This is a genomic window from Paenibacillus apii (assembly GCF_011043685.1).
In the GTDB taxonomy this organism is placed as follows: Bacteria; Bacillota; Bacilli; order Paenibacillales; family Paenibacillaceae; genus Paenibacillus_AQ; species Paenibacillus_AQ sabinae.
Map to the genome: position 1 here is coordinate 76,838 of NZ_JAAKGU010000005.1, position 13,268 is coordinate 90,105.

General features: G+C 52.0%; 13 protein-coding genes. 6 read left to right on the forward strand and 7 right to left on the reverse strand.

The features are described 5' to 3' along the window. The first annotated feature begins 4 nt into the window (after nucleotides 1-4). On the forward strand, nucleotides 5-1,618 hold the full coding sequence (locus tag G5B47_RS12510; RefSeq protein ID WP_165098457.1) for a helix-turn-helix domain-containing protein: 1,614 nt from the start codon (nucleotides 5-7) through the stop codon (nucleotides 1,616-1,618). Nucleotides 1,619-1,647: 29 nt separating this feature from the next. After that, on the forward strand, nucleotides 1,648-2,511 hold the full coding sequence (locus G5B47_RS12515) for an ornithine carbamoyltransferase (RefSeq protein WP_165098459.1): 864 nt from the start codon (nucleotides 1,648-1,650) through the stop codon (nucleotides 2,509-2,511). Nucleotides 2,512-2,593: 82 nt separating this feature from the next. Here G5B47_RS12515 and G5B47_RS12520 read toward each other — a convergent pair whose 3' ends face one another. The 5 genes from G5B47_RS12520 to G5B47_RS12540 all read right to left on the reverse strand — a co-directional run bounded on the left by G5B47_RS12520 (nucleotide 2,594) and on the right by G5B47_RS12540 (nucleotide 8,330). After that, on the reverse strand, nucleotides 2,594-3,568 hold the full coding sequence (locus G5B47_RS12520; protein ID WP_165098461.1) for a phosphotransferase family protein: 975 nt from the start codon (nucleotides 3,566-3,568) through the stop codon (nucleotides 2,594-2,596). Nucleotides 3,569-3,673: 105 nt separating this feature from the next. Continuing rightward, complete coding sequence (locus G5B47_RS12525) at nucleotides 3,674-5,296, reverse strand: glycoside hydrolase family 13 protein (protein ID WP_165098463.1); 1,623 nt, start codon at nucleotides 5,294-5,296, stop codon at nucleotides 3,674-3,676. Between the two features lie 119 nt (nucleotides 5,297-5,415). Continuing rightward, nucleotides 5,416-6,384 (reverse strand): sugar phosphate isomerase/epimerase family protein, encoded by a 969-nt coding sequence (locus tag G5B47_RS12530; RefSeq protein WP_165098465.1) that lies wholly within the window; start codon nucleotides 6,382-6,384, stop codon nucleotides 5,416-5,418. Nucleotides 6,385-6,433: 49 nt separating this feature from the next. Next, nucleotides 6,434-7,567, reverse strand: coding sequence for a Gfo/Idh/MocA family protein (locus G5B47_RS12535; RefSeq protein ID WP_165098467.1), 1,134 nt, complete (start codon nucleotides 7,565-7,567; stop codon nucleotides 6,434-6,436). Beyond that, nucleotides 7,560-8,330: a sugar phosphate isomerase/epimerase family protein gene (locus tag G5B47_RS12540; RefSeq protein ID WP_165098469.1), complete on the reverse strand. Its 771-nt coding sequence runs from the start codon at nucleotides 8,328-8,330 to the stop codon at nucleotides 7,560-7,562. Before G5B47_RS12540 ends, G5B47_RS12535 begins: the two co-directional genes overlap by 8 nt. A 351-nt stretch (nucleotides 8,331-8,681) precedes the next feature. Here G5B47_RS12540 and G5B47_RS12545 point away from each other — a divergent pair, with 351 nt between their 5' ends. Then, nucleotides 8,682-9,515, forward strand: coding sequence for an AraC family transcriptional regulator (locus G5B47_RS12545; RefSeq protein ID WP_165098471.1), 834 nt, complete (start codon nucleotides 8,682-8,684; stop codon nucleotides 9,513-9,515). An 87-nt stretch (nucleotides 9,516-9,602) separates the two neighbouring features. Here G5B47_RS12545 and G5B47_RS12550 read toward each other — a convergent pair whose 3' ends face one another. Both G5B47_RS12550 and fur read right to left on the reverse strand, forming a co-directional pair. Further along, complete coding sequence (locus G5B47_RS12550; protein ID WP_165098473.1) at nucleotides 9,603-10,004, reverse strand: hypothetical protein; 402 nt, start codon at nucleotides 10,002-10,004, stop codon at nucleotides 9,603-9,605. A 244-nt stretch (nucleotides 10,005-10,248) separates the two neighbouring features. Next, nucleotides 10,249-10,722, reverse strand: a complete 474-nt coding sequence (fur, locus tag G5B47_RS12555) for a ferric iron uptake transcriptional regulator (RefSeq protein WP_206107347.1) — start codon at nucleotides 10,720-10,722, stop codon at nucleotides 10,249-10,251. A gap of 267 nt (nucleotides 10,723-10,989) precedes the next feature. On the opposite strand from fur, the gene G5B47_RS12560 reads away from it, so the two are divergent. The 3 genes from G5B47_RS12560 to G5B47_RS12570 all read left to right on the forward strand — a co-directional run bounded on the left by G5B47_RS12560 (nucleotide 10,990) and on the right by G5B47_RS12570 (nucleotide 13,266). After that, nucleotides 10,990-11,859 carry an AraC family transcriptional regulator gene (locus G5B47_RS12560; RefSeq protein ID WP_165098475.1) on the forward strand — a complete coding sequence of 290 codons (870 nt, stop codon included), beginning with the start codon at nucleotides 10,990-10,992 and terminating at the stop codon, nucleotides 11,857-11,859. 77 nt (nucleotides 11,860-11,936) lie between these two features. Then, nucleotides 11,937-12,506, forward strand: coding sequence for a hypothetical protein (locus G5B47_RS12565; RefSeq protein ID WP_165098478.1), 570 nt, complete (start codon nucleotides 11,937-11,939; stop codon nucleotides 12,504-12,506). Nucleotides 12,507-12,603: 97 nt separating this feature from the next. Then, on the forward strand, nucleotides 12,604-13,266 hold the full coding sequence (locus G5B47_RS12570) for an S-layer homology domain-containing protein (RefSeq protein ID WP_165098480.1): 663 nt from the start codon (nucleotides 12,604-12,606) through the stop codon (nucleotides 13,264-13,266). Nucleotides 13,267-13,268: the final 2 nt, after the last annotated feature.

The following is a 13,268-nucleotide window of genomic DNA, read 5'->3' on the forward strand; positions in this document are numbered from 1 at the left end:
ATCCGTGAACATTTTGCTGGTGGACGATGATTATTTTGTTATAACGGCTCTCGAGAAAAAAATAGACTGGAAAGCATTATCCATCGAAAATATTTATACTGCTTACAATGTGGCGCAAGCGCGCGAGATTCTGCTGCAGCACCCGGTGCAAATCGTCATCTGCGATATCGAAATGCCTCAGGGAAGCGGGCTTGAGCTGCTGGCCTGGATTCGGGAGGAGCATTACAGCGTGCAGGCCATCATCCTGACCAATTACGCCGATTTCAACTATGCCCAAAAAGCGATTGAGCTGCAAAGCTTCGATTATTTCCTGAAGCCGATCGAGTTCGACAAATTGACGCTCATCATTCAGAAAGCCGTTGCCAAGGCGAAAGAGCAGCAAAGCAATGAAAGGGCTATACACGAAGGGCATTTGTGGCAGAAGAACCGGAAGACCCTGCTGGAGGATTTCTGGCGCAGACTGATCCTGGGGAAAGATTTTCCGTCAAGCCCTTCTTCGTTCGCCGCTTTCGTGGAGCAGCAGAATCTCCCTTACCAGGCGGAAGACCGCATTCTTCCCGTTCTGATCAATCTGTTCCCCTATGATAAAAGCTTGGGCGACAACGATAAAAGTCTGTTCGATTACGCGCTGCTAAATGTAATGTATGAGCTGTTCCAGGACTCCGGCTTCTCGGTCGAGGCGATTACGGAATTCAAGGAATATAACTGGATGGTGATCCTGAAATGGAATCATGCCCCCGATCCCCGGATCATTGAAAGCATTTGCGCCTCCTTCATCGGGCAGGCAGGCAAGTATCTCAAATGCGACGCCAGCTGCAATATTGCAGAATCCCGCACGCTTGAACACATCCGTAAAGCGATCAAAGACCTTCTGAAGTTGAACGACGAGATGATCAAGCACCGCAACCGGATCTTTTGGCTGGAACAGTATCACCGCCCGGAGGCCGTATATACACCGCCCGACCTCAGTTTGCTTGAGCAATTGCTGAATGAGAACGCCTATGACGCTTTTTTGAAAGAAACGGGAGATTATCTGCACAAGCTTAATCAAGGCCAAGTCCTGAACATGTCAGTCCTGAGCCTGCTCCGGCTCGATATTGCCCAGCTTGTCTATGCCCATTTGAAGAGCAAAGAAATTGAGGCGCATAAATTGTATACGGGAAGAACCGGAGATCAATTGTTTGTGCAGTCGCTGAATTCCATAGAAGATATGCAAAAATATATCGGCTATCTGGTAAGCACCGCCGCGGAATACCGTCATTTTACCGAGCAGCCCAAATCGGTCGTCCATGAAATCAAGCATTACATCCATACCCACTGCGGCGATGATTTGTCCAGAATGAGTCTGGCGGAGACCGTCTATCTCAATCCGGATTATCTGGCAAGACTGTTCAAAAAAGAAACGGGCATCTCGCTCGGAAACTATATCATTCAAGCCCGGATTACGGCGGCCAAACATCTGCTTGAAACGACTCAACTGTCGGTCTATGCGATCGCCAGCAAGGTCGGGTACGCCAATTATTCGCATTTTTCCAAGCTGTTCAAGCAAGAGGCCGGATGCAGTCCGAATGAATACCGGAAAAGTCGGAAAGAGATGGCGCCTGTGCCCCCGGTATAACTCGAAACTAATATAAGGACGTGATGACTATGCATTTTCTGGATATTGAGGAGTGGAAGCCAGAACAGATCCAAGAAATTTTTAACCTGACCGACCGTCTTTGTCAGAACCGGGAACAGCCCCTGCTTCTAGGAAAAACATTTATTTTATTTTTTCCCGAATCGAGTCTTCGCACGAGAGTAAGCTTTGAAAAAGGCATCCGCGATCTGCGGGGAAAGTATATTTACATATCCCCTGAAGCTCTGAATAAGAGAGAACAGCTTGCCGATGTCATAAGCTATATAGCGAACTGGGCCGATGCAGCCGTAGTCCGGCATCCGGACCTTCATAAACTCAGGGAACTGTCGCGGGGTGCTTCGATTCCTGTTATCAATGCAATGACTTCGGAGAATCATCCGTGCGAAATCATGTCCGACCTATATGCCATCAGCAGACGAAGGCCGGATTACAAGGATTTGGTCTATACCTTTGTTGGCCCGGCGGGCAATATCAGCCGAACATGGATGAGCATGGCGAAGATGATGAACCTGAACTTCCACCATGTCTGCGCCGCAGGGAATGCGCTCGGACCGGAGACCGCCAACTACAGGTTTCATACTGATTTGGAGGAGATTCTGCCGGACAGCGACATCCTTCTGACCGATTCTTTGCCGGAAGAATACCGAACGGCCGAATACATAAGGAAATACCAGCTGGATTTGCAGCGGATGCAGATGGCGAGGCCCGGTTCGCTGCTCAATCCGTGTCCGCCATTTTTCCGAGGGGAAGAGGTTGCAGCGGATGCCATCAGCTCGGATTATTTTGTCGGATATGAATTTAAAAAATGCCTTCTGTACGTCCAGCAGGCCATTATGCTGTACTGCTTATATCACTCGGAGCGGGCAGTTACATAACAAACCGGATAAGCGCCAAGCCTTAAGCAAGGTTTGGCGCTTATCCAATTAGCCGATTATAATATAGAAATCCCCTCTGGTGTTAATCGCGAATTTTACCAACCCTTTGCCAGCCTTCGAGCAATTGGCCAGTCGCCCAATCCAGATAACCGCTGTTATCGTATTTGCGTGAGTAATACTCGATAACGGCAATCAAATTGAAATAGAGATCATACAGCTCTTTGCGCGCCTGTACGCCGGGAGTGACGAATATACTTGTGTCATACCCCTCACGGAAGCCTTCCGAATCTATAAATGAACGAAAATAATGCTCCATCAACGGATCGCCCCACAGCGCCCGTTCCCAATCGATTAGCGACGTAATTTGGCCATCGGCCACAAAAATATTGCCGTCCCACAAATCCCAATGCACCAGCCTCGGCTCTGTCATTTCATCAAGCGCGGGCAGCAAGGTATCAATCCCCTGCTCCACCTCTATGCGGTCAATCGGCAGCGAGGCGCCCAGCCGCACCGCATCGTCCAGCACATCGCCGATCAATCCGGCGAAGGTTTCCCGCCATGTTCCCTTCGCTTTCGCGGGCGCTTGGTTAAACAAACCGAACCGTTCGCCCCGCACTTCATTGATCCGCCGGTTATAACGGCCCAGCTCCCGTTCAATTTCCGCTCTCTCACCCGCTGTCATCTCTTCACGGACTTCGTTATATGGCCGGCCTTTGACTTTCTCCATGAAGAAATACTCATACGGAGTCACGGTGCGGCTGTCGTCATAGGCGTACACTTCGGGAACCGGCGCGATACCGGCCGCTTTTACCAATCGAAGCGCTTCCACTTCGGCGCGCATAATGTTCCGCTCATAACTGAGCATTTCAGCCGTGTCTGATGGAGCGATCTTCAGGATCGCCTCTCTCCCGTCAGCAAGAGCAAGCTCATATGCAGTATTGAAAAATCCGCCAGTCAGCTCCCTCGTACTCAAGATTACCGTTCCATCGCCAAAGGCCGCTTGGGCAAGCCTTCCTTGCTCTTCTTCCGTCAATTTCGATTTCGTGCCGACTTCCATGCTCCACCGCCATTCCCTTTTGATTTACAATTTATAGAATTCGCCGCATCCAAAAAAATACCTCCACTGAACCTATACGATTCAGGGAGGTATTTCCGCTTAAGTCTATTTCAGCAGATACATTCTTGCTTCATAGGGGCGCAGCGAGCCGTTAACAGGTTCATCGCTGTAGTTGGAGATCAGCAGCTCTTTATCTCCCTTCAGTTCTTCGGGCAAGTCGTAGGAAACGGTGTTTCCGTAGAAATTGCACAGCACGAGAACCGTGGTATCGTCCAGCGTGCGTGTATAAGCGAACAGATCCTTGTCATCCGGGAACAGCAGCTTGAAGTCTCCGTAAACGATTACGTTATATTCCTTTCGAAGCCCGATCAGCTTCCGGTAATAATGGAATATGGAGTCAGGATTCTCCAATTGATCCGCCGCATTGATCCCTGTATAATTCGGATTAACCCGAATCCAGGGCTCACCTGTTGTAAATCCGGCATTTTCGCCCGCGTCCCACTGCATCGGCGTACGCGCATTGTCCCGGCCTTTGGCGTAGATGGATTCCATAATGTCTTCATGAACATACCCGCCCTCAAGCCGCTCTTTGTACAGGTTCAGCAGCTCGATGTCCCGGTAGTCTTCGATCGGATACTGCACGTTCGTCATGCCCAGCTCTTCGCCCTGATAAATGTAAGGGGTCCCCTGCATCCCGTGGAGAAGGGTGGCAAGCATTTTGGCCGACTCCACGCGGTATTCCTTGTCATTCCCCCAGCGGGAGACGATGCGTGGCAGATCGTGGTTGTTCCAGAACAGGCTGTTCCAGGCCTCGCCCTTGAGCTCGGTCTGCCATTTGGTCAGCACCTGTTTCAATTTCAGGAAATCCAGCGGGGAGAGATCCCACTTCCCTTTGCCTTCCTGCTCGTCCAGGCCAATATGCTCGAACTGGAACACCATGGAGAACTCGCTGCCATCCGGATTGCTGTACAGCTTGGCGATCTCCGGAGTGGCGCCCCAGGTTTCTCCTACCGTAAGCAAATCTCCTTTTTGAAAGGTTTCTCTGCTGAGTTCTTGAATGTACTTGTGGAGGTTCGGACCGTTGCCGGTGATTTTCCGGTCGGGTTCTTTGGCGATCAGGTCGATCACATCCAGCCGGAAGCCGCCTACTCCCTTATCCATCCACCAGTTGATCATGTCATAAATCTCCTGCCGGACCTTCGGATTATCCCAGTTGAGATCCGGCTGCTTCACGGCAAATTGATGGAAATAATACTGCCCGAGCTCCGGCACCCACTCCCATGCGGACCCGCCGAAGCAGCCTCGCAGATCATTGGGCGGTGTTCCTTCTACGCCGTCTCTCCAGACGTAATAGTCATGATACGGATTGTCCTTGCTTTTCTTCGCTTCCAGAAACCAAGGGTGCTCATCGGACGAATGGTTCAGCACCAAATCCATGACGATGCGGATGTTGCGCTTCTTCGCCTCGTTAATCAGCGTCTCCATATCGTCAAGCGAACCGAACATCGGGTCGATGTCCTGATAGTCGGAAATGTCATAGCCATTGTCATCCTGCGGCGATTTGCATACCGGAGAAAGCCAGATCGCTCCGATGCCAAGCTCCGCCAAATAATCCAGTCTAGAGATTATACCTTGCAGATCCCCGATTCCGTCTCCATTCGTATCCTGAAAGCTGCGGGGATAAATTTGATACACTACCGTCTCTTTCCACCATTTCTCATTTTGCACAGGTATCCGCCTTCCTAATAATAAGTCTAGTGATATAAAAACACACCGGCGCCGATTCCATCCGGCACCGGTGTGATCAAACGCCTCGCTTACGAAAGGGCGCGTTCAGGACAACGTCCTTACAGCCACCACATTTCGCCAAGCTGCTCCTGAATCAGCACCTGATTCAGATTATCGACCGCTTTGGAGAAGCCTTCATTGATCGACATCAGCCCATCCTCGTGCTCGATGCTGACCACATAGTCATAGCCGACCAGACGAAGCGCGCTGATAATGTCGGCCCAGGTCTTCAGATCATGGCCGAAGCCGACGGTGCGGAACTGCCATGCGCGGTCCAGCATGTTGTCATAGGTCTGCATATCGGTCAGGCCGTACTTGTTCACATTGATCGGATCGATGACTGTATCCTTGGCATGGAAGTGGTGGATCGCTCCTTCCCGGCCCAGAATATGGATGGCCTGTACGGGGTCGATGCCCTGCCACCACATATGGCTCGGGTCCAGATTGGCGCCGATCACTTCGCCCGCAGCCGCTCTGAGGCGGAGCAGCGTAGCCGGGGTATGCACCGAGAACCCGCCGTGCAGCTCAAGACCGATTTTAACGCCGTGTTCAGCCGCAAAGGCGCCAGTCTCCGTCCAATAAGGGATGATTTTATTCTCCCACTGCCATTTCAGCACTTCCTGAAAATCATTCGGCCAAGGCGCGACCGGCCAGTTCGGATACTTCGCACCCTCATGGTCGCCCGGGCAGCCGGAGAATGTATTGACAACCGGAACACCCAGCTTCTCCGCGAGTTTAACGGAATTCAGGAAATCCTCGTGATCCTTTTGCGCCAGCTCTTGTTGCGGATGCAGCGGGTTACCGTGGCAGCTGAGCGCGCTGATGACCAGTCCTCTCGATTCCACCGCACGCTTGAACTCCTTAAGTGCACGCTCATCCTCGAGCAGCAGCTGTGGATCGCAGTGTCTTTTTCCCGGATTTCCTCCCGTGCCGATCTCAACCGCTTTTACCCCTTTTTCCGCCACATAATCAAGCGCTTCTTCAAGCTTCCGGCCGCCGAACAGCACCAAAAATACGCCAAGTTTCATGGAATGTGTTTCTCCTCTCTGTATATCTTCCGTAGTTAGGTTAATTGATTTATTTATTCAGTACCGCTTGAGCCGAATCCTGGGCCCAGCTATCCTCGGTTCCGTCAAAATAAACCGTCTTCCCGGTGCGGGCGGATTCGTAAATCGCCTCCAGAATTTGCGTGACCACAAGCGCCTGCTCCGGCTTCACAAGCGGCTCTTTGTCTAGGGTTACGGCTTCGAGCCACAGGCGCGCTTCGCGATCCGCCTCGCTCTCCTCATCGCCCGAATAGAATGCGACTCCGCCCGGAGTAAGCTCGATATTCGTCTCGTACAGACGGCCGGACTTCTCACCGTTGATACGGAGTCCGCTCGTCATGTCGGCGCCGGCTTCCGTTCCGCACAGCAGCGTCTTCGCTTCGCCATACTCGGCGACGTTCAGTGCCCAGCTCGACTCGAGCGCAATCGTCGCGCCGTTCTCCATCGTAATGAAGCCGAACGCGGAATCCTCGACCTTGAACTGCTCGGGGTCCCAAGGGCCGAACGCATTGGCGGCGTTCTTGCGTTGTCCGAGCTTGTGGAAGACCGAGCCGGTTACGCTGTGCGGCTTGTAATTGTCCATCATCCACAGCGTCAGATCGAGCGCGTGGGTGCCGATATCGATCAGCGGTCCGCCGCCCTGCTTCTCTTCATCCAGGAAGACGCCCCACGTCGGCACCGCACGCCGGCGCAGCGCAATCGCTTTGGCATAATAAATGTCGCCAAGTTCGCCGTTCTCGCACATTTCCTTCAAATATTGGCTGTCATTGCGGAAACGGTTCTGGTAGGCGATGGACAGCTTCTTGCCGGTACGGCGTGCTGCTTCCAGCATGGCCTGAGCCTGCGCCGTTGTCTTGGCCATCGGCTTTTCGCACATGACGTGGCAGTCAGCTTCCAGAGCGGCAACCGTGATTTCCGAGTGGCTGTCATTCGGTGTACATACATGAACCACGTCGATGCCGCCGTCTTCCAGCAGCTTGCGGAAATCTGTATAGACCTTGGCATCTTCCGTGCCGTACTTCTCCGCCGCTTCCTTTGCCCGTTCTTCGATAATATCGCAGAAGGCTACCAGTTCAGCGTTTTTTTGGCGCGAAAGGCTTGGCAAATGCTTGCCGTTCGCGATACCTCCGCAGCCGATAATTGCGATTTTAAGTGTCTTAGACATAAATGTTGCCTCCTTGTTTATAATTTGCTTTCAGCCATTCCAAGCTTGCCGCTACGCTTTCAAGCGCCGGCCGGCTGCAGTAATCCTGTTCAACAATCGCCCATTCGGTCCCGGCCTGCTCCGCCGCCTTCAGAATGGCGGTAAGATCAACTTCGCCCTCGCCAAGCACGACCGTTTCCGCCGAACCGTCTTCCCGCCGCTTCATATCTTTAAGATGGATGAGGGGAAGCCGTCCGGCATACTTGCCGATATACTCCACGGGGTCGTAACCGCCGTACTGAACCCAGCAGGTATCCATTTCAACCTGAAGCAGCTCCGGCGGAACTTCGCTGTAGAGATAATCGAAGGCGGTCTGGCCTCCGCTGCTCTCCCGAAGCTCGAAATCATGGTTGTGGTAAAACAGTACCACGCCTTGCTGCTTGGCCTTCTCTCCAAGAATCCGCAAATTGGCGGCAATCCTGCCCCAATCGGAGCGCTGCTCCTCACTGAGATAAGGCACGATCAAATAGTTGCTGCCGATCTTGCGTATGTAGTCCATTTCGGCATCGGCATTCTCCAGCAGGACATCATAAGGGCGATGTGCTCCTATGGCTATGAGTCCTGTCTCCTCAAGCAGCGCCTTGACCTCGCCTTCGCTTCTGCCAAAATAATGGAAGAATTCGACACCGCTGTAACCGAGCGCCGCCACTTTTCGCAGCGTACCTTCGAAATCCTGTTCCAGTTCTTCTCTGAGCGTGTAAAGCTGCAGCCCGATCTTCAACATGCAATCACTCCCTGGACATGGTTTTGTAGCCGTTTGGTTCAGTACCCAAGTGCAAACGATCCCACGAACCGCCTGGCAACTTCAGGGCCGGCGCCCTGATGGGAAATCTGAAAGCCTTGACCTGAACAAAAGGGCTCTTTCTTACCGCTGATTCACCTTCATCTGCTTCTGACGCTTGTTGCCTGGGCGAACCGCAATCCATGTTTTCTTGATGGATTTCTCATTCTGGGTATTATTTTTCGATGCCCTGGAACTAGTATCATCGTAATCTGAAAGCGTATATAATAAAATGAATAATATGATTAAAACATGAACAATCTGATTATCATTTGAAAAAAGGCAGGAGGACATATGACAAGCGATGCACCTTGCACTATATTAACCGCCGGATTTTCCTTCCACCGCAAACCGTTCCAGATGTCGGAAGCGGAAGGCTTTCCCCATTATCTGATTCGTCTCCAGACCGAAGGGTGCTGCAGCGCTTTAATCGACGGCGCGATCACGCGTGTCGAAAGCGGCGGACTGATGCTTATTGCTCCGGGCGTTCCCTACAACCTGATTATCGACAAGGAACATTATCCGCTCGGTGAACCGCGTGTCGAAAGCGGAGATTATCATATTTTTTGCCGGGGAGAGTGGCTCGACCGGTGGTGGAACAGCCGTCATCGGGCGTCGCTCATGCATATTCCGCTAAACGACGCCTTTGTCGGCCTTTTTCGCCAGCTTGTGCTGGAGCAGCGCCGCCTGTCCGATTTTTCCCCGGAAATCTCAAGCTGTTACCTGCAGATTCTCTGCATGGAAATCGACCGGATTACACTCGACCGCCCTTCCGTGTCACCAAGGGGTTATCTGGCTTACCGGATGAAGCAGTTCGTGGAAGAAAACGCGGCACTTCTCTTCCGTCTTGAAGACGTGGCCGCTCATGTCGACATTTCCGTCTCGCGGGCCGTCCATCTATTTAAGGAGGAGTTCGGGACGACGATTGTGAAATATGTAAATGAAGTCCGCCTGGAAATGGCGCGCGAACGGATCGTCTACAGTCCGATGCCGCTGGAGCACATCGCCGAAACCTGCGGTTTCATGAATTACACCTACTTTCACCGGCAGTTCCGCAGACGCTACGGCATGTCGCCGAAGCAGTTCCGCACCCTCAGCAGGGAAAAGGATGCGCCGGCGCTTATTTGACCTTGAGTCCTGAACTTTCCTGCTGCTGGTGCACAAAAAAGATGCCCTCCTCTTCAGGACGGCATCTTGCTGTGCACGGCAGAGCGTTCATTCTTCCGCTTCTTTAATGGACAGCAGTCTGCGGAATCTGACGATGCTATCCCCTTTGACTTGCTGCTCGGTATAGACAAAGGCGACTTTCGTCCCCTCTTCCAGTTTCTCCACATGGGCTTCCAGCGCTTCGCTAAACTGAAGATCGACCGGTTCGCCGTACACTGTTATTTCAACGGTATGAGGGTCGGCCTGTCCTTCGTATATGCCGACTGCTTCTTTTTGCACAGCCTCAGTCAGTCCTTTTACAGCCGATTTATGATAACCCGGTACTGCGAACGCCAGAGAATTTGCCGATACGGCTTGTCCCCCAATGACAAACAGCAGAACTGCGGCCATCAACAGCGCACAGGCCCGGAATCCGGTTAACAATCGCTCTCTTGCCTTGGTATGGTTCATGCTTATTGCACCTCGCTTCTTAAGGATGTCATAGCACTTTAGCAGGAAGTGAAAGCAGGTGAGTGTATCCTTTTTATAACCGGAAAGGCCTTTTTTCAAACGTGGCAATCCGCCTAAAGGCTGTAATTTCGCTTGGATGCATTTCCGCTCCAACCCAAAAAGGGAGCGCCTCCGCCGCTCTCGGCAGGACACTCCCTTTTTCCGATTATCAATTTGTAAGATAGCTTCTTTCGCTAAGATCCACTTACGATATCGCCTGGCCGTCCTTCTCTCGCTTGCAGCCGCTGCCCTTGCAGATCCGGTAATTGCCTTTGAAATCGAGACGATGGTCGGTTACCGCAAATCCGTATTCCTTCTCGAGTCGCTTCTCCAGCTCTTCCAGCCAATCCTCCTTGATTTCGGCCACTTTGCCGCAGGATTGGCAGATCATATGATGGTGCATATGATCATGTCCTTCGCTGCGCAGATCGTAACGGGATACGCCGTCGCCGAAGTTCATTTTCTCAACGATATGAAGCTCGCACAGCAGCTCCAGCGTACGGTATACTGTGGCCAGACCGAGCTGAGGGAAGCTTCCCTTGACGAGCATATACACCTCTTCGACGCTCAAATGGTCCTTCTCGTTATCAAGCAGAACCTTAACAATAGCTTCGCGCTGTGAGGTCAGCTTGTAGTTGTGGGCGGCAAATTGCTGGGCAATTGTATCTATAGGATTCATGATCATTCCTCCCTCCCCGGTTGATAAAGACGCAATCGATGGGACCAAGCCGGTCTTTATCATTTATGCTGCCGGAAGTTTAATCGTAAGATTGTCTAGATTAGAATTATTATAATAAGAGCATACCAAATGCATCGCAAAAAGGAAAGAGGCAAGCCGCCGTTACTCTCCCTGTCAGCTGCGCATTTTAAATCAATCATCCCGTAAGCCCTCCGGTTATAATGATCTTGAATTTACAATTTCAGCCCCGGAAAGGAAATTCAGCCCATGCAGTATTATTTGCAAATACAGAAGGCCGTAGATTATATCGAGCATCATCTGCAGGAGAACCTCGCCATTCAGGAAATCGCTTCTTCCGCCTCCTTCTCCCCTTTTCATTTTCAGCGTCTGTTTCTCGCCATTTCGGGTTTTACCGTTCAGGAGTACATCCGCAAACGCAGGATAACCGAAGCTTCAAAGCATCTGTTGGATTCGGATGAAAGCATTCTCTCCGTTGCCGTAGCCTTTCAGTATCATTCGCAGGAAGCTTTTACGCGCGCCTTTGAGAGCTATACCGGGATAACGCCCGGGAAATTTCGCAAAGAGAATCCGGGATTTATCGGACAGTCACCGATCAGCTTTCTTCATTATCCGGAAAAAGAAACCGGAGAATTCGAGATGGACAAACCGGCAATTGTCCAATTGGACCGTTTACGGATTATCGGCTGCGAGTATAGGACACATTTGGATGGCGGCCGGCATTACCGGGAGATCCCTGGCTTTTACGACGATTTCGGCAGAAACGGACACTTTATGCATATCCCGCATAGAACTGCGCCCGGAATGGCTTACGGGGTTTCCTGCCGCTTTCAGGACGACGGGGGATTCTCTTTTATTGTAGGGGAAGAATCCGGCGAAACCGGGGAAGCGCCAAATCACCCCTATGTCAGCATCGATCTGCCGGAAGGAAAATACGCCAAGTTCAACGCCTACGGTCCCGCGGAGCACATTCAGAACAAACGGGATTTCATTTACGGCGTATGGCTGCCAGAATCCAACTATGTTCGCAGGGAAGGACCCGATTTTGAAGTCACCGATGTGGTTAACTCCAGATTTCCGGGCAGCATGAGAATGCAAATATTTATTCCGCTCGTTTAAGCAAAAAGCCCATACGGATCAATGCCCGGAGTCCATACCTTATAGCAGACAGCGTTCTGTTAAGGAGATGACCGGTGATGAAGACAACGAAAAAAAATGACGCAGCCGTTTCGGCAGATGTTCTGCGTAAAGTGGCGAGGGGCATGCTGCCGTTCTACCGAACCATAGCCGGAAGCCGAAGCTATGCGAGGGCCTGGACCCGCGCGGTTGTCACAGCTGACCTTGGGCTGATGGGCAAGCTGTTGAAGCAGGCTGCGCCGCTGGCCGCACGGCAGGGATACGGAACAAATGCCATTGGGTATTTTGTGGACTTTACTTTTCCGCCTCCCATAGCGGTGTATACGAACGGTACTACCATCCCGCCGGGACTTGTACAGTTTACGTTCAGCACGAAGGTGCACCGCCGGATAGCCCTCGCCGTGCTGCCGCTGTACCGCGAGCTGGCCTTTAACCGGAACTTCACCAAAGCTCTGGCACGGGGTATTCGCAGAAATGACCGCCAATCGGTCTCGGCCATGGTACGCGGACTTATCCGCAGTCCTGCCCTTAAATCAGTAAGCATTGAAGAGTCCGGAATTGCTCTGCTGTTCAAAACCAGCGATTCCCCTTATCCTTACCGTAATCTTTTGTTCAAGGGAGTGGAATGATAGACCTCTGCCCGGCTGCCTCCCGCAACCTTTCCGGCCTGTCCTCCGTTTAGAATATGGCGGTTTCGTAAACCGTACTAGTTGGAGGTGCAGCTATATGACATTTACCAAAAAAGCGCTGGCAGCCGTTTCGATCAGCGCACTAATGATGCTGTCGGCAGGAAGCGCAGTCTTTGCCGCCGGAAGCGGATTCACCGATCTCGGCTCCGTTCAGGGCAAGGAGATGATCCAAAGCCTGAAAGACCGAGGGCTCGTAAAAGGAGTGGACGGCTCGCAGTTTAAGCCAGGTTCCTCCTTGAGCGCAGCTCAAGGTATTCAGTTTATAGCGGGAGGCCTGCAGCTCAGTCTGGCTGCCATAGACTTCATTAAGGCTCCCGTGGCCAGCGATATATTTACCAAAGTCAAAGACGACGCCTGGTATGCCGAAGCTTTTATCAACGCGCATTATAACGGTGTCGAAGTCCCGGCGGATATCGATCCCAAGGAACCGATGACCAAACAGCAGTTCACTGCCCTGCTCGTTCAAGGCCTTGAAAAAGCCGGCAATCTGCCGATGATCAAGCTGGCTCCGGCGAAAATCGCTGACGAAGACCAGATTGACCCTTCTTACCAGGGCGGCATTCAGCGCTCCCTCGCGTACAAGATCACCGCGCTCGACAAAGACGGTAAGTTTCATCCGGAGAGCAAGCTGACACGGGCTGAAGCGGCTGTCATGCTGTATAACGCCTTAGAGTATCTGAAAGCTCACGGCAATCGATAAAC

Bases quoted from the DNA above. Each gene is read 5' to 3' on its own strand.
- G5B47_RS12520 (WP_165098461.1), bottom strand. From the start codon at position 3,568: ATGGAAGTCGGCACGAAATCGAAATTGACGGAAGAAGAGCAAGGAAGG.
- G5B47_RS12515 (WP_165098459.1), top strand. From the start codon at position 1,648: ATGCATTTTCTGGATATTGAGGAGTGGAAGCCAGAACAGATCCAAGAA.
- G5B47_RS12530 (WP_165098465.1), bottom strand. From the start codon at position 6,384: ATGAAACTTGGCGTATTTTTGGTGCTGTTCGGCGGCCGGAAGCTTGAA.
- G5B47_RS12570 (WP_165098480.1), top strand. From the start codon at position 12,604: ATGACATTTACCAAAAAAGCGCTGGCAGCCGTTTCGATCAGCGCACTA.
- G5B47_RS12545 (WP_165098471.1), top strand. From the start codon at position 8,682: ATGACAAGCGATGCACCTTGCACTATATTAACCGCCGGATTTTCCTTC.
- fur (WP_206107347.1), bottom strand. From the start codon at position 10,722: ATGAATCCTATAGATACAATTGCCCAGCAATTTGCCGCCCACAACTAC.
- G5B47_RS12565 (WP_165098478.1), top strand. From the start codon at position 11,937: ATGAAGACAACGAAAAAAAATGACGCAGCCGTTTCGGCAGATGTTCTG.
- G5B47_RS12550 (WP_165098473.1), bottom strand. From the start codon at position 10,004: ATGAACCATACCAAGGCAAGAGAGCGATTGTTAACCGGATTCCGGGCC.
- G5B47_RS12560 (WP_165098475.1), top strand. From the start codon at position 10,990: ATGCAGTATTATTTGCAAATACAGAAGGCCGTAGATTATATCGAGCAT.
- G5B47_RS12535 (WP_165098467.1), bottom strand. From the start codon at position 7,567: ATGTCTAAGACACTTAAAATCGCAATTATCGGCTGCGGAGGTATCGCG.
- G5B47_RS12540 (WP_165098469.1), bottom strand. From the start codon at position 8,330: ATGTTGAAGATCGGGCTGCAGCTTTACACGCTCAGAGAAGAACTGGAA.